Here is a 21,304-nt window from a genome sequence, read left to right on the forward strand (position 1 = left end):
ATTAAATCTCAGATGTGATTTGCTTTTTTAATGACACAAAAAAGCCAGCGTTTGTGCGCTGGCTCATACTAAATAGGCTAAATTGGCTTAAAAATGACTAGTGTGCTTGATCCCAGTTGTCACCGTGACCCGCTTCCGCCACTAGAGGCACTTTCAGTTCTGCTGCAGATTCCATCAAATTCTGTACTTTACTTTCAATTTCGGACAAAGACGACTCTTCAACTTCAAATACCAGTTCATCGTGTACTTGCATCAGAAGTTTCACTCGACCGTTGCCTTCTTCTTGAATCCACTGATCAACTAACAACATCGCTTTCTTGATGATGTCCGCAGCGGTGCCTTGCATCGGTGCGTTGATCGCTGCACGCTCTGCCGCTTTACGACGCATGCCGTTACGAGATTGAATTTCAGGAAGATGTAGACGACGACCAAAGATAGTCTCGACGAAGCCTTGCTCTGAAGCCGCACTGCGCGTGTCTTCCATGTACTGCATCACGCCAGGGTAGCGCTCGAAGTACTTGTCCATGTAGGCTTGTGCTTCACCACGAGGAATACCCAGTTGCTTCGCCAAACCAAACGCACTCATGCCGTAGATTAGACCGAAGTTAACCGCTTTCGCACGGCGACGTTGCTCACTTGAAACGTCTTCAATAGAAACGCCCATGATTTCTGCTGCGGTTGCCGCGTGGATATCTTTGCCGTCACGGAACGCATCAAGCAGCGCTTGGTCACCAGATAGGTGCGCCATAATACGCAATTCAATCTGAGAGTAGTCGACTGCCAGAATCTTATAACCCGTAGGGGCAACGAATGCCTGACGAATACGACGACCTTCTTCATTACGAATTGGGATGTTCTGCAAGTTAGGATCGGTTGAAGATAGACGCCCCGTTGCAGTCACCGCTTGGTGGTAAGAAGTATGCACACGACCCGTTGATGGGTTGATCATCTTCGGTAGTTTGTCGGTGTACGTTGATTTTAGCTTCGCCAGGCCACGGTATTCCAAAATCAGTTTTGGTAGTGGGTAATCCAGAGCCAGCTCTTGCAGCACTTCTTCATTAGTAGAAGGTGTGCCTGATGGCGTCTTCTTGATAACTGGTAGACCCATTTTTTCAAACAGAAGCGCTTGCAGTTGCTTCGGTGAGTTCATGTTGAACTCTTGTTCTGCAATCTCGTACGCCTTTTGCTCAAGCTCATCCAGACGTGCGGCAATCTCTACCGATTGTGCGCTAAGCTTCATGTCATCAATCAACACACCTGTACGCTCTATGCGAGACAGCACTGGTACAAGTGGCATTTCGATTTCTTCGTATACCGTTTTTAGCTTTTCATCTTGTTCGATGTTGGCAAACAAACGGTTATGTAGGCGAAGTGTCACGTCCGCATCTTCTGCAGCATATGGTGAAGCTTCATCCAGTTCGATTTGGTTGAAGGTCAATTGGTTCTTACCTTTACCTGCGATTTGCTCGAATGAAATGCAGCTGTGCTGTAGGAAGCGCAGTGCCAAGCTGTCCATATCGTGCTTGCCGCCTACACTGTTGTACACGTAAGACGCCAACATGGTGTCGTGCTTGATGCCTTTCATCTCAATGCCGTATCGAGCCAGCACCGACGCATCGTATTTTAGGTTCTGACCGACTTTGGCTTGAGCCTCATCTTCAAGAATCGGCTTTAGCTGTGCCAATACCCAATCACGATCTAGTTGCTGCGGCGCATCTAGGTAGTCGTGAGCCACTGGTACATAAGCAGCAATGCCTTCATCTGTTGCAAATGACAAACCAACCAAGTTTGCCACCATGTAATCTAGGCTGTCGGTTTCGGTATCAAACGCAAATAATTCAGACGCTTTTAGCTTGTCTAACCAAGCATTAAATGAAGCTTCATCTAGGATGGTTTCGTACTGGCTACGATCGATTTTTACTGCTGAAATGTCCATATCTGCTTTAGATGAAGCAGAACCACCACGCGCAGCGCCGGTTGATTCATCCGCTTCTACTACACCAGTGCCACCTTCTAATAGCTCGTTCAACCAAGACTTAAACGTCAACTGACCATACAGTTTGATCAGCTCATCTGTGCTTGGTTCTGCTTTTAGCAATGATTCTGGCGTCTCTTCCAGCTCCACATCCAGCTTGATGGTCGCTAGTTCGTAAGACAGCATCGCGTTGTCTTTGTTGTCGACTAGCTTCTTAGCCATGGTTTTTGAACCACGGAAGCCAAGCGCAGCGATATCGTCGAGATTTTCATACAGCTTTGTCAGGCCGCCAATGCCTTGCAGCAAAGCCGTTGCCGTTTTATCACCCACACCCGGAACGCCAGGAATGTTATCGACTTTATCGCCCATCAACGCTAGGTAGTCGATAATCAATTCTGGTGGGATACCAAACTTCTCAACCACGCCTTCGCGATCCATCACAACGTTGGTCATGGTGTTGATCAACGTAACGTTATCATCCACCAATTGCGCCATATCTTTATCGCCAGTACTGATCAAAACAGGCATGCCTTGTTGGGATGCTTGATAAGCCAGAGTGCCAATCACGTCATCGGCTTCTACGCCTGGAATACAGATCAATGGCAGACCCATCGCACGAATAACGTTATGCAGAGGTTCAATCTGGCAACGAAGATCATCCGGCATTGGTGGACGATTCGCTTTGTATTCCGGGTACATATCGTCACGGAAGGTTTTACCCTTCGCATCGAAAACCACTGCGATACGATCAGAAGCAAACTGACGCATCATGCTGCGTAACATGTTCACTACACCGTAAACTGCGTTAGTTGGAATTTCACCGTTACTCATCGTGCCTGGGTAAGCGTGAAAAGCGCGATATAGGTAAGAAGAGCCGTCGATCAGAATCAACGGATTTTCAGGAATACTTGCCATAATTGTCTGTATCCAAATCAGTACTTAATAGATCTGCTTAGAATGCCATGACTGCTGATCCGAATCTATCTTGTTCGCTCGATCGAGGTCGCGGAAATTTTCCGATGTTATTCACGAAATTTGCACCTTCTTGTGGATAACTCTGTTTATAGAAATTATCCACTGGTTATCCAACGGAAATAAAACCTTCAAACAACAAACATAAGACACTGTTATTAAAGAAAATAAATACCAACAGGTGAGAAGATCAACGATCCTAAAATGATCATGACATGTGGAAAAGTTGCCAAGAGAGGCGTCAATTAGAAATCTCAGAAAAGAAAAAAGCGACCCAATTGGGTCGCCTAGCAGAAGTGGTGAAGCTATTTCCATTTGTATGGCAGCTTAACCAAGAAGCTATAAATTACACTGGAAGCAATGTGAGCAATGTCGTGTCAAAAAGAATTCGTGCAAGTTCTGGGGAAAATGTTTCATTACCTTCTCAACACTCAGTTAATAAACCGCAGTTAATTAGCAATTCAACGTCCTTGTGAACTTTCCTCATTCCCTAAGACAGGTTTAATAATAATGATTCTCATTTAACAGTCAACACCTAAATGAGAAAAAATCTCATTTATTTTTTATAGTGCCTTAATAAAGTGGACTCGAGACTCACGTAGGTTCGGCTTTTCTTCAAACTTTTCAATGATGTATTCATTTCTTAGCAACAAGCGAAGCATGGCTGGAAATTGATTACGAGATTTCACTTTTAAGGTTTTGTAGCCCTGCTCAGCGACCCAATCTTCTTGTGCTTCCAACAGCATCTGTGCCACACCTTCATTACGCGCTTCTGGGGTCACGCCACCAAACCAGCTGTAGAAGGTGTAATCATCTAATTCGTAGCCAATTTTAAAACCAAGGATCGCCCCAGCTTTCTCAGCCACTAAGATTAAGCTCTTTTTCTCTCCTAGGCGCTCCGCCATGGATTCAACCGTCTCACCACGTGCAAACTCAGTAACACGAGCCACCACTTGGATCGCTTCTTCCAGCGTGCCTTCACGAATCAGCATTGTCATTGTCTTACTCTCCAGAAATAAATATACCCAAGTAACTTCAAGCCGTGTGTATTCCGTCTTGAGGGTACTTGGGTATATTCAGACCGACAACAATTGTCGGTCTGGTTTTTCTCATTGAGCGATAATTACTCGTCTGTCGCTTCTTGAGCCTTTACTAGGTGCTCTGCAGCTTGTGCGTGTTCTTCCGCTAGCCACTCTGCTACATCTTTCGCAAAGTAAGTCAGGATGCCATCCGCGCCTGCGCGTTTGAAGCAAAGCAGAGATTCCATTACGGTCTCGCGCTCTTTTAGCCAACCATTCATGATGGCTGCTTTATGCATCGCGTACTCACCAGAAACTTGGTAAGCGAATGTTGGAACTTGAAGTTCAGTCTTAACTCGGCGAACCACATCAAGGTAAGGCATGCCTGGTTTAACCATCACCATGTCCGCGCCTTCATTGATATCAAGAGCCACTTCATGTAGCGCTTCATCCGTATTCGCAGGGTCCATTTGGTAGTTTTTCTTGTTGCCACCTTTTAGGTTCGCTGATGAACCAACTGCATCACGGAATGGACCGTAGTAGTTTGATGCGTACTTCGCAGAGTAAGCCATGATTTGAGTATGGATGTGACCCGCTTCTTCTAGGGCTTCACGGATTTTACCGATACGGCCATCCATCATGTCTGATGGTGCAACCACGTCTGCACCCGCTTCTGCGTGAGACAGCGCTTGTTTTACGAGAACTTCGGTTGTCTCATCATTCATCACGTAGCCATCTTCATCGATGATGCCATCTTGGCCGTGAGTAGTGAACGGGTCGAGTGCCACATCTGTGATCACACCGATTTGAGGCACATGCTCTTTTAATGCACGCACTGCGCGCTGAACCAAACCTTCTGGGTTGTAAGCTTCAGCAGCACATAAGCTTTTAGCGTCTTGGTTTACGACAGGGAAAAGCGCGATTGCTGGTACGCCTAGGTTTGCTAGGTATTGTGCTTCTTCTAGCATTAAATCAATCGACAAACGTTCTACACCCGGCATCGATTCAACACTTTCACGACGATCTTTACCCATCAGAATGAACATTGGGTAAATTAAATCGTTTACTGAAACTTGGTTTTCAGCCATCAGACGACGACTAAAATCGTGCTTACGCATACGACGCATACGGCGCGCAGGGAATGGACCTTGAATTGATACAGACACCACTTTCTCCTTGTCTGGAAGGTTACGATGATCAAATCATCTGGTGGCAAAATCATATCACTCTTGATGCACCTTGCGAGCAGCAATATGGAAAAACGGCATGAAAAAAACCGAAAATGACCCCGCACTCACACTCAAGTATACTTCTCACTAATTCCATACACCGATAAACCATAGAGACCAACCATGATCGATACTCACGCTCATATTTACGCTAGCGAATTTGATAACGACCGCGACGAGGTGGTGAAGCGCGCTTTAGAACAAGGCATTGATAAAATTCTGCTGCCGAACATCGATCTTGAGTCTATTGAGCCGATGCTAAAAGCCGAAGCGGCTTATCCTGAGATTTGTCGTTCAATGATGGGTCTGCATCCATGTTACGTCGATAGCAATGTTGAGCAAACACTGGAAATCATCCGCGGCTGGTTTGAAAAGCATAACTTCATTGCAGTGGGTGAAATCGGGATCGATCTGTACTGGGATAAAACTTTCCGCGCAGAACAAGAGATGGCGTTTGTGACTCAGTTAAACTGGGCGAAAGAGATGAATTTACCTGTCGTTATCCACACACGTGACTCAATTGAAGAAACGCTGACTTTACTTCGTCAAGAACAAGACGGCAGCTTGCGTGGTGTATTCCACTGTTTTGGTGGCAGCGTAGAAGAAGCACAAGCAATCAATGAGCTAGGCTTCCACTTAGGCCTAGGCGGCGTATCAACATTTAAAAATGGTGGTATGGATAAGGTTATCCCACATCTGGACATGAGTTGGGTGATTCTAGAGACAGACTGTCCTTACCTTGCACCGGTACCACATCGTGGTAAACGCAACGAGCCAGCTTACACTTCTCTAGTGGCGGCGCGCGTGGCTGAATTGCGTGGGGAAAGCCTTGAAGCGATTGATGCTCTGACGACCAAAAACGCAGAAGCGCTGTTTAACTTAAGCTAAGATCTGCACTTATATAAGTTACAATCAAACATTCTCTTATATTTCATAGCATTATATTTGAAAGTATAAATAACGTGCTATTGAGATGTAACTCCTGCCCTTCTTAAAATATTGCCCACACATTCGACAAGGTGGGCAATCGATGAATACTTGCCAACATGGTATTTACTTAAAACGTCAAAAACGCACCCTACTGCAAAAGCTTATGGGCATCAAAGAGCTCTACGTGTGCACTAAATGCGGATATATCATTAAAGTGAAGTAACAACGAGACAATGGTTCAGAATTGTTATGTAAGTTAGTGACAAACAAGACACTTACACAAAAACATAATGAACATCGCATACGTTAAGAGAGAGTCTTAACAAATTCCTCAGTCTCGTAAACAAGACAAAATCTTTACCTATACTTGCTCACGCATACTCATAAAAATGAATATGGAAGTCATATAATGTGTGAACATGGAATCTACCTAAAACGTCGGCAACGAACTTTTCTAGAAAAAATCTTAGGCATTAAGGAAGTATATGTCTGCTCTAAATGTGGGCATGTCCTTAAGCTGAGATGATTGGCTCAGTCCAATCCAACCGCAATAAGGCGGCTCTTCATGGGTCGCCTTTCCCGCTATCTCACACCTTCAATAATTACAAGTCGTTACACAGTCAAACTCACTCCACCTAACAACCTTTAAACTCGTTTAAAACGTGCACCACACTTCCACCCCAACTAATTAGAACTTTATTCTGTTAAATGTGACCGTATTGATTTGGTAGATAACCTACTGAATCGCATATAGAAGCCCCATTTAACATTGGAACTAACGTCACATAAAGTCTTCCAAATAAACAACAATAAAAGTAGGGATATGTATGTGCAAACATGGAGGTTACTTACAACGTCGTCAGCGCAGGCTTTGGGAGAAATTAGTGGGGATTAAAGAGGTGTATGTTTGCTCACGATGCGGATACATAAAGCGCGTGAGATAACTTGGCTAGGTTTTGAAAATACAAAAAAAGCGGCTATAACAAAGCCGCTTTTCTATAGTACGAAGCAAAGGTTACTCTTCAGCTTCCGTCTCTTCTGCTTCATCTTTACGGGTGTAGAAACGAGCGAAGAACAAACCCACCTCAAACAGCAAACACATAGGGATTGCCAGTAGGGTCTGAGAGATCATGTCTGGTGGTGTCAGTAACATACCGACAATAAACGCACACACGATAATGTATGGACGTTTCTCTTTCAGATCTTGTGGTGTGGTCGCGCCAGTCCAACATAGCAAGATGATCGCCACAGGTACTTCAAACGCGATACCAAACGCCATAAACAGCGCCAGTACAAAGTCGAGGTAACTCGAGATATCGGTTGCGAACTCCACCCCACCAAGGGAGATAGCGGTAAAGAAGCCAAACACCAGTGGGAATACCACGAAGTAAGCAAACGCCACACCGCAGTAGAACAACAATGAGCTAGAGAACAGCAATGGCATGATCAATCGACGTTCATGCTTGTACAAACCTGGCGCTACAAAGGCCCATACTTGGTACAAGATAAACGGCACCGCAATAAACACCGAAGCAATCAAGGTTAGCTTCAAAGGTGTGAAAAACGGTGAAGCCACATCAGTTGCGATCATCGTTGCACCTTCAGGTAGGCGTTCTACCAAAGGCGCTGAAACAAACTCGTAGATGTGGTTAGAGAAGTAAATTAGTCCAACAAACACCACCAGTACTGCAGCAATGGCTTTGAGCAGTCGGTTGCGAAGTTCTAATAAATGACTAATTAAAGGTTGTGTCTGCTCGACGGTAGACATGGCAAACCTCTTTTTTAAAACCTGATCAAAAAGGAGCTACCAATCACTAGTAGCTCCTCCTAATGAGACTATTCGGCTTTCTTATCTGCCGCTGTAACCTTAATCTCTTCCGCTTTCTCAACGGTTTCAGTCGCAGGTGCCTCTTGTTTAGGCTCCGCTTCTGATTTGGTTGGTTCCGCGTAAGGGCGGTTTACAGATTGCGCCGCTTTCTTCAATTCTTCGACCGAAGATTTCAACTCAGGAGATAGATCATCCATCCCCATTTGCTCAGCTTTGCGCAAGTTTTCTTGCAGTTCTTGAACTTTCAGCTCGTGTGACAACTCGTCTTTGACGCTATTTGCCATACTCTTCGCTGCTCCGACAAAACGAGAGACACTGCGGATGGCATGTGGCAAACGCTCTGGACCAAGAACAACCAGACCAACAACAGATATTAATACCAGTTCCCAAAAACCGATATCAAACACGTTTTACGCCTGCTCTTTGTCTTTTTTCGATTCAGGAGCTGCTTCTTTCTTTTGCTGCTCTTCTAGACTTTTTGGCTCGAAGTCTGCGTCTTTGTCGTCTTTCTTCGCAGGCTCATCTTCGCTCATTGCTTTTTTGAAGCCCTTAACGGCACCACCCAGATCGCCACCGATACCGCGTAGTTTCTTAGTTCCGAATAGCAATACAACAATTACAGCAATGATTAGAAGTTGCCAAACACTGATACCACCCATTCTTTTTACCTCGGGTCTTTAAACAAAATTATTTCAAGAGTTTAACGTCTATCGACGATAAGCTCGCCAACTAAGCAACCAAAATGTGACCCCTGCGATACCGCTAGCGATCGATAGCTGCTCATAAGCGTTATCCACCAATATTGCCGAGCATACGACTAAAGTGGCTCCAACGCCAAATAAAAACTTTCCTGTCGCCTGCTGACGCTTGCTGTGACGGTAACCTTGATAAAGCTGATCCATGCGTTGATTCATGGCTTTACCTTGTTTAAGGCTATCGTAAAGCAGCTCCGGCAGTTCCGGTAACTTCTCTGCCCAAAACGGTGCACGGTCTTTAATGGCATTCACTAAAGCTTGCGGACCGACTTGGTTCATCATCCATTCTTCAAGGAAAGGTTTCGCGGTCTCCCACAAATCTAGTTGCGGGTACAACTGGCGACCCAGTCCTTCGACGTACAACAGCGTTTTTTGTAGCAATACAAGCTGCGGCTGCACTTCCATATTGAATCGACGCGCAGTGTTGAACAGGTTCAACAGTACGTGACCGAAAGAGATTTCACACAGTGGTTTAGCAAAAATTGGCTCACACACAATGCGAATCGCAAATTCAAATTCATCGACATTGGTATCGGCAGGTACCCACCCCGAATCAACGTGCAATTCCGCTACGCGGCGGTAGTCACGATTGAAGAAAGCGAGGAAGTTTTCCGCCAGATAGCGTTTGTCTTCACTATTAAGTGTACCAACGATCCCGCAATCCAGCCCAATCCACATCGGATTCTCTGGATGCTCCGGTTTAACGAACACGTTGCCCGGGTGCATGTCGGCATGGAAAAAGCTGTCTCGGAACACCTGAGTGAAAAACACACTCACACCGCGTTCCGCGAGCAATTTCATATTGGTGCCATTCGCTTCCAAGCCTTCAATATCAGAGACTTGGATGCCATATATTCGCTCAGAAACCATGACAGTTTCATTACTAAAGTCAGGAAAAACTTCTGGTACGTAAAGCTCTTCACTGCCTTCGAAGTTACGACGCAGTTGAATCGCGTTCGCCGCTTCACGACGCAAATCGAGTTCATCAAGTAAGGTTTTTTCGTACTCGCGAACCACTTCAACTGGTTTTAAACGACGTGCTTCAGGCATCGCTCCGGCGACTATACGCGCCATTCGGTGCATCAGTTTTAGATCTGAATCAATGACCGGACGAATATCTGGACGGATGACCTTTAATACCACTTCTTGGTTAGTGTCTTTTAATCGCGCTGTATGCACCTGAGCAATCGACGCAGACGCTAACGGTTTGATATCAAATTCAGTAAACCAGTTTTCTAATGGACCGCCCAGAGCGAGTTCCATTTGTTCTTTCGCTAACTGCCCATCAAATGGCGCAACTTGGTCTTGCAAAAGCGCAAGAGGATCAGCGATATGCGGAGGGAAAAGGTCGCGGCGAGTCGACATCATCTGACCGAACTTAATCCAAACTGGACCAAGTTCTTGTAGAGCGAGACGAAGGCGTTCACCCAGCGGTTTTTCTGGGTGCTTGTTCTTCATCCAGAATAGGCTTTTGCGCATCAAAAGCGGCGCTTTGGTCAGTTGATGATCAGGCAACAACTCATCCAAGCCGTATTCCAGCTGAACTTTAATGATGTGGTATAAGCGCTTTATTTCTGCTGGCGTCATGAGTTCTCCAGCGCAGGCTTATCCGAATCGAACTTGTTTAGTAGTGCGTTTAGACGCGCTTCAACGCGAGAAGCTTGGCTACGAACGTCATCCACTTGGTCACAGAAGTGGGCAATTTCTAGCGGTGCTGGCGCCAGTTTCCACTCTTCTGTTACCACTTGAGCAAGATGGCGCTGGTGTTTTTCTGCTTGAGAAGCAAAGAAACCGCCGACGTTTTTGGTGCCTTGCACAAAAGTATGTGCCACGACATCACCCGTCACGCGAGACAGCCACTCTTCGATATCAGGTTTGCAATCCACCATCAATTGAGAGAATTTCTGTGCCAATTGAATGTCACCTTCAAGCTCAAGTTTGTCTTGCTTGATAAGGCGAGTGATGTTGGCTTGATCGCGCAACTCAGGCAGGACGCTTAGATTCAGCGACAGATAACAATCTGGCTGACCTTCGTAGTTACCCAAAACATCGATTTGCTGGCTAAAGATGAACGTCAGCGTCTTATTGATTTCTTTCAGGTGAATTTGAATCACCTGACCTTTAAGACGTGACAAACGACGACCCAATTCAGGATCGTCTTTAATCAGAGTATTTAGCGTCGTTTCAATAACGGCAGTGATAAGTGGTTCAAATGGCATACCGCTTATCCTTAGAATTTGTAGCCGCGGTGCAGCGCCACAATACCACCCGTTAGGTTGTAGTATTTGGTGTTTTCGAAGCCCGCTTCTTTCATCATGCCTTCCAACGTATCTTGGTCTGGGTGCATGCGGATAGATTCAGCTAGGTAACGGTAGCTGTCTGCGTCGTTCGCTACTAGCTCACCCATTTTTGGCAATAGGTGGAATGAGTACGCGTCGTACACTTTTGATAGCGGGTCTAGGATTGGTTTTGAGAACTCAAGTACCAACAAACGACCACCAGGCTTCAACACGCGGAACATAGAGCGCAGTGCTTTGTCTTTATCGGTTACGTTACGTAGACAGAAGCTAATCGTGATCACGTCAAAGTAATCATCTGGGAACGGCAGTTCTTCTGCGTTCGCTTGAACGTAATGCACGTTACCCACAATGCCGTTGTCGCGTAGTTTGTCACGACCCACATTCAGCATTGAGTTGTTGATGTCCGCTAGGATCACGTGACCTTGGTCGCCAACAATGCGCGAGAATTTCGCCGTCAGGTCACCAGTACCACCACCTAGGTCGAGAACGCGTTGTCCCGGACGAGCGCCACTGCAATCAATAGTAAAACGCTTCCAAAGGCGATGAACGCCACCTGACATCAAGTCATTCATGATGTCGTATTTTGCTGCCACTGAGTGGAAAACTTCGGCAACTTTGGTCACTTTTTCGTCTTTTGCCACTGTGGTAAAACCAAAGTGGGTAGTGTCGTTATCTAACGCTGTATTTGATTGCACACTTGTGTCCGTCATTCTGATTCCTCTTGGGCAGCACTTTCTCACTACGGGGCGGTTGATAACAAATAGGGTCGCCCACTGTACTGCGGGCGATTAGTTTACTTTATCCTCAGCCGGATGTCTTTCTACTAAAGAAGCATTTTCCGAAAATGACTCTGTCTGCGCCAACTGAGCAAGATCTGGCGAGATTGGACGTTTTACTTCCACTCCTAGTTGCTTAAAGCTTTCAGCCTGACGAATCACGTTGCCACGCCCTGTCGCTAGTTTATTCATTGCCCCTTGGTACGTTTGGTTGGCTTTGTCTAATGCGCCGCCCAGCCCTTCCATGTCATCAATGAACAAACGTAGTTTGTCGTACAACTTCGCCGCTCGTTCCGCGATCAATTGGGCGTTTTCGTTTTGGCGTTCGTTACGCCACAAGTTATCTATCGTACGTAGCGCCACCAGCAAAGTGGTAGGGCTGACCAAAATAATGTTTTGTTCCATTGCGTCTTTAACCAAGCTTGGGTCGGCTTGAATCGCAACTTGGAATGCAGGCTCCACCGGAATAAACATCAACACATAATCTAAGCTTTGGATGCCTTTTAACTGGTGGTAATCCTTAAGGCTCAAACCTTTGATGTGCGCGCGCAGCGCGGCTAGGTGATCGCTCAGCGCCTGTTCACGTTGAATGTCGTTCTCTGCGTTGAAGTAACGTTCGTACGCCACCAGCGCCATTTTCGAATCAACCACTACTTGTTTGTTTTGCGGCAAGTGAACTATCACATCCGGCTGATAGCGTTTGCCCGCCTCGTTTTGCAAGCTCACTTGAGTTTGGTACTCGTGCCCTTCACGCAAACCAGACTCTGCTAATACGCGAGCCAGAACCACTTCACCCCAGTTGCCCTGCTGCTTGTTGTCACCTTTCAGAGCTTGAGTCAGATTGACTGCTTCTCGGGTCATGTGCTCGTTCAAGCGTTGCAGGTTCTTCAACTCATGCACCAAGGTGTGACGCTCTTTGGCTTCTTGGCTAAAACTGTCGTTAACTTGTTTTTTGAACCCTTCCAGCTGCTCTTTGAGTGGAGACAGCAAACCTTCCAAGCTCTGACGGTTTTGCATGTCGACTTTGGCGGTTTTCTCTTCAAACAACTGATTCGCTAAGTGTTCAAACTGCTGCTTCAAACGCACTTCTGCTTGCTCAAGAATTTGCAGCTTTTCTGCATTAGCTTGGTTGATTTGTTCGTGACGCGCTTGCTGCTCACCAAGTTGGGTTTCAAGGCGTGATTTGTGCTCTCGCATCTGCCCTAGCTCATCAAAATACTGCTGACGCTCTTGCTTCACTGCTTCGAAATAGCGCAGTTTTTCCATCGCCGCCATCAATTTACCGTGAGTTTGGCGCACCTCGAAAGCCGCTTTATCGCGCTCGTCATCAAGCTCATCCAATTCTTGCTGTGCTTCGGCGAGGCTTTGCTTCACCTGTTCAAGTTGTTGTTGATGAAGCTGTTTTTCAGAGGAGAGCTGTTGTTCGAGCAATTGAGTTTGCGTGGCAAAGCGTTGTTTAACCCACCAACCCACTGCAACACCGCTGATGGTCGCGGTAAAAAGAGAAGACAGAATGAGAGATTGATGCTCAAGAATCCATTGCATAATAGCGAGTTAGCCTGTGTTTTTTATCTTTAATAATGGTATTTGCATACTGGATAAATGTCCAGTTTGTTGGATGAAAAATCCTCGCATACACTAGGCGCTCCGTACAACATACTCACACCTGCTCAAACCAACAGCGATGAGCGGTACATCATCACACAGAGGCATCATGAACGAGCGTCGCGCCCTAGGATTTGGGCTATCAGCGGTATTACTTTGGTCAACAGTAGCGACCGCATTTAAATTGACTTTGGCGGAATTCTCACCGATTCAGATGCTGACCATGGCGAGTATTGTCTCAGCCATCGCGCTCATCGTGGTATGTGGCGTGCAGGGCAAGCTGAATCAGCTCAGTTCAACGTTTCTTGCCAATCCTTGGTACTACTTACTGCTCGGATTGATTAACCCACTGGCGTACTACCTCATCTTGTTTAAAGCATACGACTTATTGCCAGCCTCCCAAGCGCAGGCGATCAACTACAGTTGGGCGATCACACTCACCTTGATGGCGGCGGTTTTCTTGGGTCAGAAGATCCGCAATAAAGACTGGATCGCTTGTGGTTTTAGTTATTTGGGCGTCATCGTGATTGCCACCAAAGGCAACGTGCTCGGACTGGAATTCGAAAGCCCGCTTGGTGTGGGATTAGCGCTCCTTTCAACATTGCTTTGGGCAAGTTACTGGATTCTCAACACCAAAAACAAAGCCGATCCAGTGGTGGGCGTGCTATTGGGCTTTCTGGTTGCGATTCCGTTTGCGATTGGTTTAAGCATTTATGAAGGCGCGGACTGGAGCCAAATCACCGCGAAAGGTTGGGCTGCAGTGACTTATGTTGGTCTGTTTGAAATGGGCGTAACCTTCGTGTTGTGGCTAACGGCACTCAAACTCACCGAGAACACCGCACGCATCAGCAACCTTATTTTCGCTTCACCATTCATCTCGCTCATGCTGCTTGCCACCATCATTGGTGAAGAGATTCACCCATCCACTTTGATTGGCTTAGTGCTGATCATCAGCGGCTTGGTGATTCAACAAGTCAAGTTTGGCAAAAAGCAAAAACAGGCGAATACCGCTCAATGATGACGTCCGAAACTATTGCAAAAATGAGACACGATTTATAAAAAAGAGAGCTAGCTAACAGTTTACTCGATTAATGAAGTGTTCCTTGCTTGGATTTGTTCGGGCTTTGGATACGATATAGCCAAAGCCCGATATGAACGCTGAGTCAGATGTTCACCATACTATTCCAAGGGCGTTTCAGGATGCTTTATTAATTATGTTTCGCTTCGCTATCTCCCCTGCATTGATGACAGACTGGAAACAGGCTCTGCAACAATGCTGTGATGCCACACAGGCGCACGGTCAGCTTTATACTTTCAGCTACACTCGCCAATGGCGCTTGAGTGAAGTAGCGACGTCGCCGCAACATCATCGTGAAATCGTCGCGATTCTCGAACCCGCCACTGAGCACTTTATCTATCCTCAGCTTGTTGTTGAACAAACGCCCTTTCAAAACCAAACCTTGAGTTACTGCCCGATATGGTTGCCGAGTGGTGAGCTGTTTGCTGCCTTCGCATTGGTTCATCCAACCGAGCAAGGTATTGTCATGTCTGGATGGTTAAGCGCATTGGCAGGACGCGTCGGCTTTGATGTTGCTCAGACTTACCATAAAGAGCAGCAGCGTCACGATGTTCAATTGCCCGACTTACTGCCATCCCTACAAGAATTCATTGATTGCTTAGAAGACCACACGTGGATAAAAAGCACCGATGGTCGCTACGCGATGACCAACCGCAGCGTTGAAGACTCTTGGCAAATGACCGGCAGTGAAATCGTCGGCAAGAATGACTTCGAGTTATTCAGCAGTCGTCGAGCGAAGAAGTTCATTGATACCGACCAGTTAGTGATCGCTACGGGCAGCCAAAACACGGTGGAAGAGTGCACTCTCATTGATGACAACAACAATCCGACTTGGCTGGAAACCATCAAATCGCCAATCCGCAATCAAACCGGAGAGCTAATTGGTATTTTGGGTATGACACGCAACGTCACTCGTCGAAAAATGGTAGAAACTCAGTTGTCATTGGCGTCGAAAATCTTCGATAACTCCCACGAAGGGATGGTAATCACCGACCGCAAAGCCAACATTCTTGATGTAAACAGCGCCTTCACTCACATCACTGGTTACGCAGCAGAAGAAGTGATAGGTAAGAACCCAAATATCTTGCGTTCTGGACATCACGACCGCGAGTTTTATCAACAATTGTGGCGTCAGTTGGAAAGCAAAGGGCAATGGAAAGGCGAGTTCATCAACCGCAAAAAAGATGGCAGTATTTACCCACAACTCGCCACCATCAGCGCGGTGATGGACGATAAGAACCATCTGATCAACTACATCTGTGTATTCGAAGACATCTCGGTACGAAAAGCGCACGAAGAAAAGCTACAACGCATGGCGTTTTACGATCCATTGACCAACCTTCCTAACCGTACTCATTTGATCAGCTTGCTAGAACAGCACATTGAGAACGGTCAGAAGCATCAACACGCGTTTGCGACTCTATTCCTCGATATCGACCACTTCAAGCACATCAACGACAGCATGGGACACTTCTGTGGTGACCAGCTGCTGACTAAACTCGCTGAACGTCTGCAAGATGTGTTACATTTACGCGCCCATGTGGCACGTATTGGTGGCGATGAGTTTGTCATCATATTGCCGAATATCGAGTCGGATTCGCAGCTTATCGACACTATTGAGGACATACTCTGCCTGTTCAACCGTCCTTTTGAAGTCAGTAAGAACGAGTCTCTGCGCATCTCCACCAGCGTGGGCGTGGCTCGTTATCCTCAAGACGGACAAGACAGCGAAACCTTGCTCAAGAATGCCGATACTGCCATGTACTTGGCGAAGAAAAACGGTCGTAACGGCTACGCGTTCTACTCACCGGATTTAACCGATAAATCCGTGTCTCACGTGCGTATGCAGTCCGCTTTGCATGAAGCGATTGAGAAAAACCAACTTCATTTAGCGTACCAACCGCAATACAACTTAAGTGCAAACGAACTGGTTGGCGTAGAAGCCCTGCTACGCTGGCAACATCCTGATCTTGGAATGATTTCTCCGGCAGATTTTATCCCGATTGCAGAGAAAACTGGCTTGATTCAAAGCATTGGTAAATGGGTCTTAGAGCAAGCTTGCTTGCAAGGTCGCGCATGGCTGGATAACGGCATTGAATTTGGCAAGCTCGCGGTAAACGTATCGGCTCTTCAGCTACAACAATCAGACTTCATCAGCAAACTTGGGGTGATTCTCAAAGAGACCGAATTCCCGGCGCACCGTCTAGAGCTGGAAATCACCGAAAGCTTCCTACTGATCGATCCACAACAAGCCATCGCATCACTCAACTTGCTGCGCGAGCTTGGCATTGAGATCTCTCTTGATGACTTTGGTACCGGTTACTCGTCACTGTCTTACCTCAAAGGTTTGCCAATTAACAAATTGAAGATTGACCGCTCTTTCGTAAGCGACGTTCCAAGCAATACCGACAGCAATGCGATCGTGAATGCCATCATCGCGATGGGACAAACCCTGTCATTGAAAGTGGTCGCCGAAGGCATCGAAACCGACGAGCAAGCTCAATACCTATTCGAGCGCGGCTGCATCTACGGACAAGGCTTCCGCTTTAGCGCCCCTGTTCGCGCCGAGAAGTTGTTTAAATAAAAAAGACCGATCACTGGCTCGGTTTTTCCTTTCTTCAGAAAAGCTTTCCTCACTGTACAGTGAGATTATTTTTAGCGAAATACAAAAAATTTTTGCTTACCTGCATCCAATCGATCATTTCTTTCGTCTCCTACGCGCATCTTTCATTTAATGATTAGGAGAACACATGAAACGTCACATGCTCGCCGCAGGGTTGGCCGTACTGGTCACAAGCGCTTCAACATTGGCATCACCAGAGCTCGACCCCAACATCACTCATCAGCCAAAAGATGAGGAAATCAATGTTTATGGCCCAGGAGGCCCAGACACTGCTCTGCGCCATGCCGCTGAAGCTTTTAGTAAAAAAAACGGGATAGCGGTGAACGTTATAGCAGGCCCTGAATCAAAGTGGACAAAAGATGCACAGAGAAATGCAGACCTTATTTTCGGATCCGCAGAACAATCCATGAGCGCTTTTGTTGAAACCTACCCCTTTATTTCGGATCAAAACGTAGAACCAGTTTACTTACGCCGTGCGGTGATTGCGGTTCCAAAAGGTAACCCAAAAAATATCACCGGGATTAAAGACCTAATCGAGAAACCAGCACGAATCGTCGTTACTGAAGGTTTGGGGGTTTACAACACTTCCGGAACGGGCGTTTGGGAAGACGTGGTTGGACGCACTGGTTCACTTGCTGACGTACAGAACTTTCGCAAAAAAATCATTGCTTACGCGAAAGGTAGCGGAGCAAGTTTCAAAGCCTTTCAGCAACAGAAGGCTGATGCGTGGATTACTTGGATTCACTGGCCACTCAATCATGCCGATAAAGTCGACTATGTAGAAATAGAACCAGAAAGACGAATCTACCGAGATCTCACGCTAGCAAAAGCAAAAGGCGCAGATCCACAAACTCAAGCTTTCATTGATTTCGTTAACAGCATTGAAGGAGAACCTTTTTTCACTCGTGAAGGCTGGACTCGTTGATGAGGAAAATGACTGTGAAAACAATATTATTTTCAACCTTACTGTTTGCTTCTACTAGCTTTGCAGCACCGACAGTAAATACATCCGTTGGAGAAGTCTATGCAGATGCTTCAGGCAAATCGCTTTATACCTTCCACAAAGACCCCGTGGGTAAATCTGTGTGTATTGGAAAGTGCGAAAAGTTATGGCCCCCTCTTCTTGTGACAGAACAATCCAGCAAACGCTTCGCAAAACAGACTGGTTTCAGCCAAATAATGAGAGAAGACGGTGACAAACAATGGGCTTTGAACGGGAAACCACTTTACCGTTGGCTTAAAGACTCTCAGGCGGGGGAGATCAAAGGTGCAGGAATAAAAGGCGTTTGGCCTCTAGCCAGAACAGATGATGTCACCATCAAACTGTTTAACGATGGCAAGCAACGTTATCTGGTCGACAGTCAAAACCAAACCCTTTATACCTTTGATAAAGACAAACCAAATCAATCCGTTTGCTATAACGATTGCGCCTCCAAGTGGCCCCCAGCTTATGTGGACAAAGGAATAATTCAAAACGGAACAGAGGATCTCAAGTTGACGGGAGGATTTGGTGTTATCCAACGCAACGACAACTCGTATCAATGGACATATAACAACAAACCACTTTATCGTTGGGTAAACGACCAAAAGCCCGGAGACACCGGTGGCAATGGTATAAAACAACTCTGGCACATCGTGGTTCAATAATGAGGAAAGCGTGAACACCAATAAGCATCAGATCGGTTTACTGCTTTCCAAAGTAGCGCTTCGAGACCAAATGGCTTTCGAAGCGCTCTACCAGTTGACCAGTACCCGGCTTTTCAACGTAATTCTTGGTGTTGTCAAAGACGAACACCTTGCAGCGGATCTACTTCAGGAGGGGTTCGTAAAACTCTGGCACAGCAACCAACAATACCCAGTAAATCACCCTTGGGCTTGGTTATGCCAAAGCATGAGGAATCTCGCCATCGATGAGTTAAGGCAGCGGAATTCGCGAAGAGAGGAGCCTCTGGTAAAGCCACCAGAAGAGGTTGACCTAGAAATAACCTCAACCGCAGATAAAAGCTTAGAGTACTGCTTACAGGCACTTGCTGAAGATAAAAGAAATGCGATTGTCTTGGCTTACCAACATGGCATGAGTCACCAAGAAATCGTCCACCATGTGAGCACCCCACTCGGCACAGTGAAGTCGTGGATTCGCCGAGGTTTACAGGAGTTAAAACGATGTCTGACCCATTAAAAAGCGCGCGTTATCAAAGCTCTGATCTGAGAGACAAACTGGCTGGCGAATACGTGCTTGGCACTCTTACTCCAAGAGTCCGCCAAAGATTGGAAGCATTAATGCGCTCAGACCCAACATGGTGGGAGCACATCGAACAATGGCAACAGCACCTATCAGGGCTAAGCCCAGCCATCAATTTTGAAACGCCTACAGATGATTTAATACCACCACCAATTCAAACTTGGACCAAAATAGAATCCAAAACCACCAACAAGCAAAAACCAACTAAGTATATGCGTTGGTGGTGGATACCTATTAGCATGGCTTTTTCTCTACTACTTGGTGTGTGGCTGCAACCTCTTGTATCGCCAACCTCGCAACCCATAGAGGTAGCACAGGTACGCCCTATTAGTTATTTAGCCATGATGTCTTCTGAAACCCAGAAAAACCATTTTGCATTAGTTGCCTATCAAGGCGATCAGCCTGGTCAATCGAGCATTCGGATGCAGCGCAACCTAGCGATGACGAAAATCTCAATGGACAGAGCAATGGTATGGATGAGAGACGGCGAGACTGGTGAACTCAAACTGATTGATAGCCTGAAAAATGTAAATAACGTTCGCTATATGTCGCCAAGCGAGTGGAAAATACTTAAAAACAGTTCTGAGTTGTTAGTGACCGCAAATCGTGATCCAAATAGCGAGGTCTTATATCGAGGACGTTGTGTAGAGCTAAGCAACCCGTCATTAAGCCAAGAGTCATAATACCTCTGGCTTCAGGCACAGCCTAAGATGATCATCCGCGACTAGCGATGGACTTCCATATGACTCCATCGCTACAGCGCATCATGATTTGAGTATTACACCCACTGACCAGCAACAAAGCCGCTCGACCAGCACCATTGGAAGTTATAGCCACCTAACCATCCGGTTACGTCCATCACTTCGCCAATGAAGTACAAGCCTTTGATGTTCTTACATTCCATGGTTTTTGAAGACAGGTGATCAGTATCTACGCCGCCTAGAGTCACTTCTGCAGTGCGGTAACCTTCTGTGCCGTTCGGTGCTACTGCCCAGTTTTCTAGACGCTCAACGATGGTTGCCATCTCTTTCTGGTTGAACTGCTTAAGAGGTTTGTCTGCTAATTCTTTACGTTCAATCAGCACTTCAACCAAACGCTTTGGTAGCACTTTTGCTAGCGTGTTCTTCAACGATTGGTTTGGATGCTTCTCACGGCTGCGTTCCAGTAGTTCAGCGATGTCGTCGTTTGGTACGAGGTTAATCGTCACCTTCTGACCCGCTTTCCAGAATGACGAGATTTGCAGTACCGATGGGCCAGACAAGCCGCGGTGAGTAAACAGCAACGCTTCTTTGAACATGGTGCCGTCTTGCGCGGTGATTTCTGCCGGGATTGCGATGCCCGATAGTTCAGCGAAATCTTCTTTGTCTTCTTTGTGCAGCGTAAACGGCACCAGACCTGCTGTAGTGGTAATTACCGGGATCTCGAACTGTTCAGCAATCTTGTAGCCGAATGGCGTCGCGCCCAGTTTAGGCATCGACAGACCACCCGTTGCTACCACCAAAGATTCACATTCGATATTTTCAGTACCAGCATGCAGACGGAAGCCCGCATCGGTTTTCTCGATCGAATGTACATCACATTGGTAGCGTTGTTGGATGTTTGGCATATCGCATTCTGCTAGTAGCATCTTAACGATGTCTTTTGCAGTAAACGCATCAACACAGAACAACTGTCCGTGATCGCGCTCTTCAAACTCGATGCCATGCTTGCTGACCATTGAGATAAAGTCCCAGTTGGTATACTGAGACAACGCCGATTTCACGAAGTGTGGGTTTTGGCATAAGTAGTTGCTCGCTGAGACGTCGTAGTTAGTGAAGTTACAACGACCACCACCTGAGATAAGGATTTTACGTCCTGGCTTTTTCGCATGATCCAGCACGAGCACACTGCGTCCGCGTTTGCCTGCTTCTGCTGCACACATCAAACCCGCCGCACCTGCGCCGATTACAACAACATCAAATTTCTTACTCAT

At 46.5% G+C, this 21,304-nt stretch carries 18 protein-coding genes; 7 read left to right on the forward strand and 11 right to left on the reverse strand.

Features of this window, described 5'->3' with window-relative positions; translation table 11 throughout:
- Positions 1-97 precede the first annotated feature (97 nt).
- The 3 genes from polA to hemB form a co-directional block, all read right to left on the reverse strand.
- Positions 98-2,890 carry a DNA polymerase I gene (gene polA / locus A9237_RS07690; RefSeq protein WP_078607983.1) on the reverse strand — a complete coding sequence of 931 codons (2,793 nt, stop codon included), beginning with the start codon at positions 2,888-2,890 and terminating at the stop codon, positions 98-100.
- Positions 2,891-3,510: 620 nt separating this feature from the next.
- Positions 3,511-3,945 (reverse strand): GNAT family N-acetyltransferase, encoded by a 435-nt coding sequence (locus A9237_RS07700; protein WP_078607984.1) that lies wholly within the window; start codon positions 3,943-3,945, stop codon positions 3,511-3,513.
- Positions 3,946-4,070: 125 nt separating this feature from the next.
- Positions 4,071-5,132: a porphobilinogen synthase gene (gene hemB / locus A9237_RS07705; protein ID WP_078607985.1), complete on the reverse strand. Its 1,062-nt coding sequence runs from the start codon at positions 5,130-5,132 to the stop codon at positions 4,071-4,073.
- Between the two features lie 186 nt (positions 5,133-5,318).
- Here hemB and A9237_RS07710 point away from each other — a divergent pair, with 186 nt between their 5' ends.
- Positions 5,319-6,083: a TatD family hydrolase gene (locus A9237_RS07710; protein WP_078607986.1), complete on the forward strand. Its 765-nt coding sequence runs from the start codon at positions 5,319-5,321 to the stop codon at positions 6,081-6,083.
- A 1,057-nt stretch (positions 6,084-7,140) separates the two neighbouring features.
- On the opposite strand, the gene tatC is transcribed toward A9237_RS07710, so the two are convergent.
- The 7 genes from tatC to rmuC all read right to left on the reverse strand — a co-directional run bounded on the left by tatC (position 7,141) and on the right by rmuC (position 13,329).
- Positions 7,141-7,893 (reverse strand): twin-arginine translocase subunit TatC, encoded by a 753-nt coding sequence (gene tatC / locus A9237_RS07715; RefSeq protein WP_005434551.1) that lies wholly within the window; start codon positions 7,891-7,893, stop codon positions 7,141-7,143.
- Positions 7,894-7,961: 68 nt separating this feature from the next.
- Entirely contained in the window at positions 7,962-8,360 is a 399-nt protein-coding gene (gene tatB, locus A9237_RS07720) for a Sec-independent protein translocase protein TatB (RefSeq protein ID WP_005430029.1), read from the reverse strand.
- 3 nt (positions 8,361-8,363) lie between these two features.
- A complete protein-coding gene (tatA, locus tag A9237_RS07725; RefSeq protein WP_005429959.1) occupies positions 8,364-8,612 on the reverse strand; it encodes a Sec-independent protein translocase subunit TatA in 249 nt (82 codons plus the stop codon).
- A 48-nt stretch (positions 8,613-8,660) separates the two neighbouring features.
- Positions 8,661-10,295 (reverse strand): ubiquinone biosynthesis regulatory protein kinase UbiB, encoded by a 1,635-nt coding sequence (ubiB, locus tag A9237_RS07730; RefSeq protein ID WP_005434553.1) that lies wholly within the window; start codon positions 10,293-10,295, stop codon positions 8,661-8,663.
- Positions 10,292-10,927 carry a ubiquinone biosynthesis accessory factor UbiJ gene (locus tag A9237_RS07735; protein WP_005448553.1) on the reverse strand — a complete coding sequence of 212 codons (636 nt, stop codon included), beginning with the start codon at positions 10,925-10,927 and terminating at the stop codon, positions 10,292-10,294. Before A9237_RS07735 ends, ubiB begins: the two co-directional genes overlap by 4 nt.
- Positions 10,928-10,938: 11 nt before the next feature.
- Positions 10,939-11,718, reverse strand: a complete 780-nt coding sequence (gene ubiE / locus A9237_RS07740; RefSeq protein WP_005434558.1) for a bifunctional demethylmenaquinone methyltransferase/2-methoxy-6-polyprenyl-1,4-benzoquinol methylase UbiE — start codon at positions 11,716-11,718, stop codon at positions 10,939-10,941.
- Positions 11,719-11,796: 78 nt separating this feature from the next.
- A complete protein-coding gene (gene rmuC / locus A9237_RS07745) occupies positions 11,797-13,329 on the reverse strand; it encodes a DNA recombination protein RmuC (protein ID WP_005434560.1) in 1,533 nt (510 codons plus the stop codon).
- Positions 13,330-13,498: 169 nt separating this feature from the next.
- Here rmuC and A9237_RS07750 point away from each other — a divergent pair, with 169 nt between their 5' ends.
- The 6 genes from A9237_RS07750 (at position 13,499) to A9237_RS07775 (ending at position 20,015) form a co-directional block, all read left to right on the forward strand.
- Positions 13,499-14,407, forward strand: coding sequence for a DMT family transporter (locus A9237_RS07750; RefSeq protein ID WP_078607987.1), 909 nt, complete (start codon positions 13,499-13,501; stop codon positions 14,405-14,407).
- 196 nt (positions 14,408-14,603) lie between these two features.
- Positions 14,604-17,051: a sensor domain-containing protein gene (locus A9237_RS07755; protein ID WP_078607988.1), complete on the forward strand. Its 2,448-nt coding sequence runs from the start codon at positions 14,604-14,606 to the stop codon at positions 17,049-17,051.
- Between the two features lie 166 nt (positions 17,052-17,217).
- A complete protein-coding gene (locus A9237_RS07760; protein ID WP_078607989.1) occupies positions 17,218-18,015 on the forward strand; it encodes a substrate-binding domain-containing protein in 798 nt (265 codons plus the stop codon).
- 14 nt (positions 18,016-18,029) lie between these two features.
- Entirely contained in the window at positions 18,030-18,737 is a 708-nt protein-coding gene (locus A9237_RS07765; RefSeq protein WP_078608710.1) for a hypothetical protein, read from the forward strand.
- A gap of 10 nt (positions 18,738-18,747) precedes the next feature.
- Entirely contained in the window at positions 18,748-19,269 is a 522-nt protein-coding gene (locus A9237_RS07770) for an RNA polymerase sigma factor (RefSeq protein WP_078607990.1), read from the forward strand.
- Positions 19,254-20,015 (forward strand): hypothetical protein, encoded by a 762-nt coding sequence (locus A9237_RS07775; RefSeq protein WP_078607991.1) that lies wholly within the window; start codon positions 19,254-19,256, stop codon positions 20,013-20,015. The genes A9237_RS07770 and A9237_RS07775 overlap by 16 nt, the downstream gene beginning before the upstream one ends.
- 95 nt (positions 20,016-20,110) lie before the next feature.
- Here the strand turns inward: A9237_RS07775 and A9237_RS07780 are convergent, their stop codons facing one another.
- On the reverse strand, positions 20,111-21,304 hold the full coding sequence (locus A9237_RS07780; protein ID WP_005448562.1) for a BaiN/RdsA family NAD(P)/FAD-dependent oxidoreductase: 1,194 nt from the start codon (positions 21,302-21,304) through the stop codon (positions 20,111-20,113).

Origin of the sequence: Vibrio owensii (assembly GCF_002021755.1) — a bacterium.
Taxonomy (GTDB): domain Bacteria; phylum Pseudomonadota; class Gammaproteobacteria; order Enterobacterales; family Vibrionaceae; genus Vibrio; species Vibrio owensii.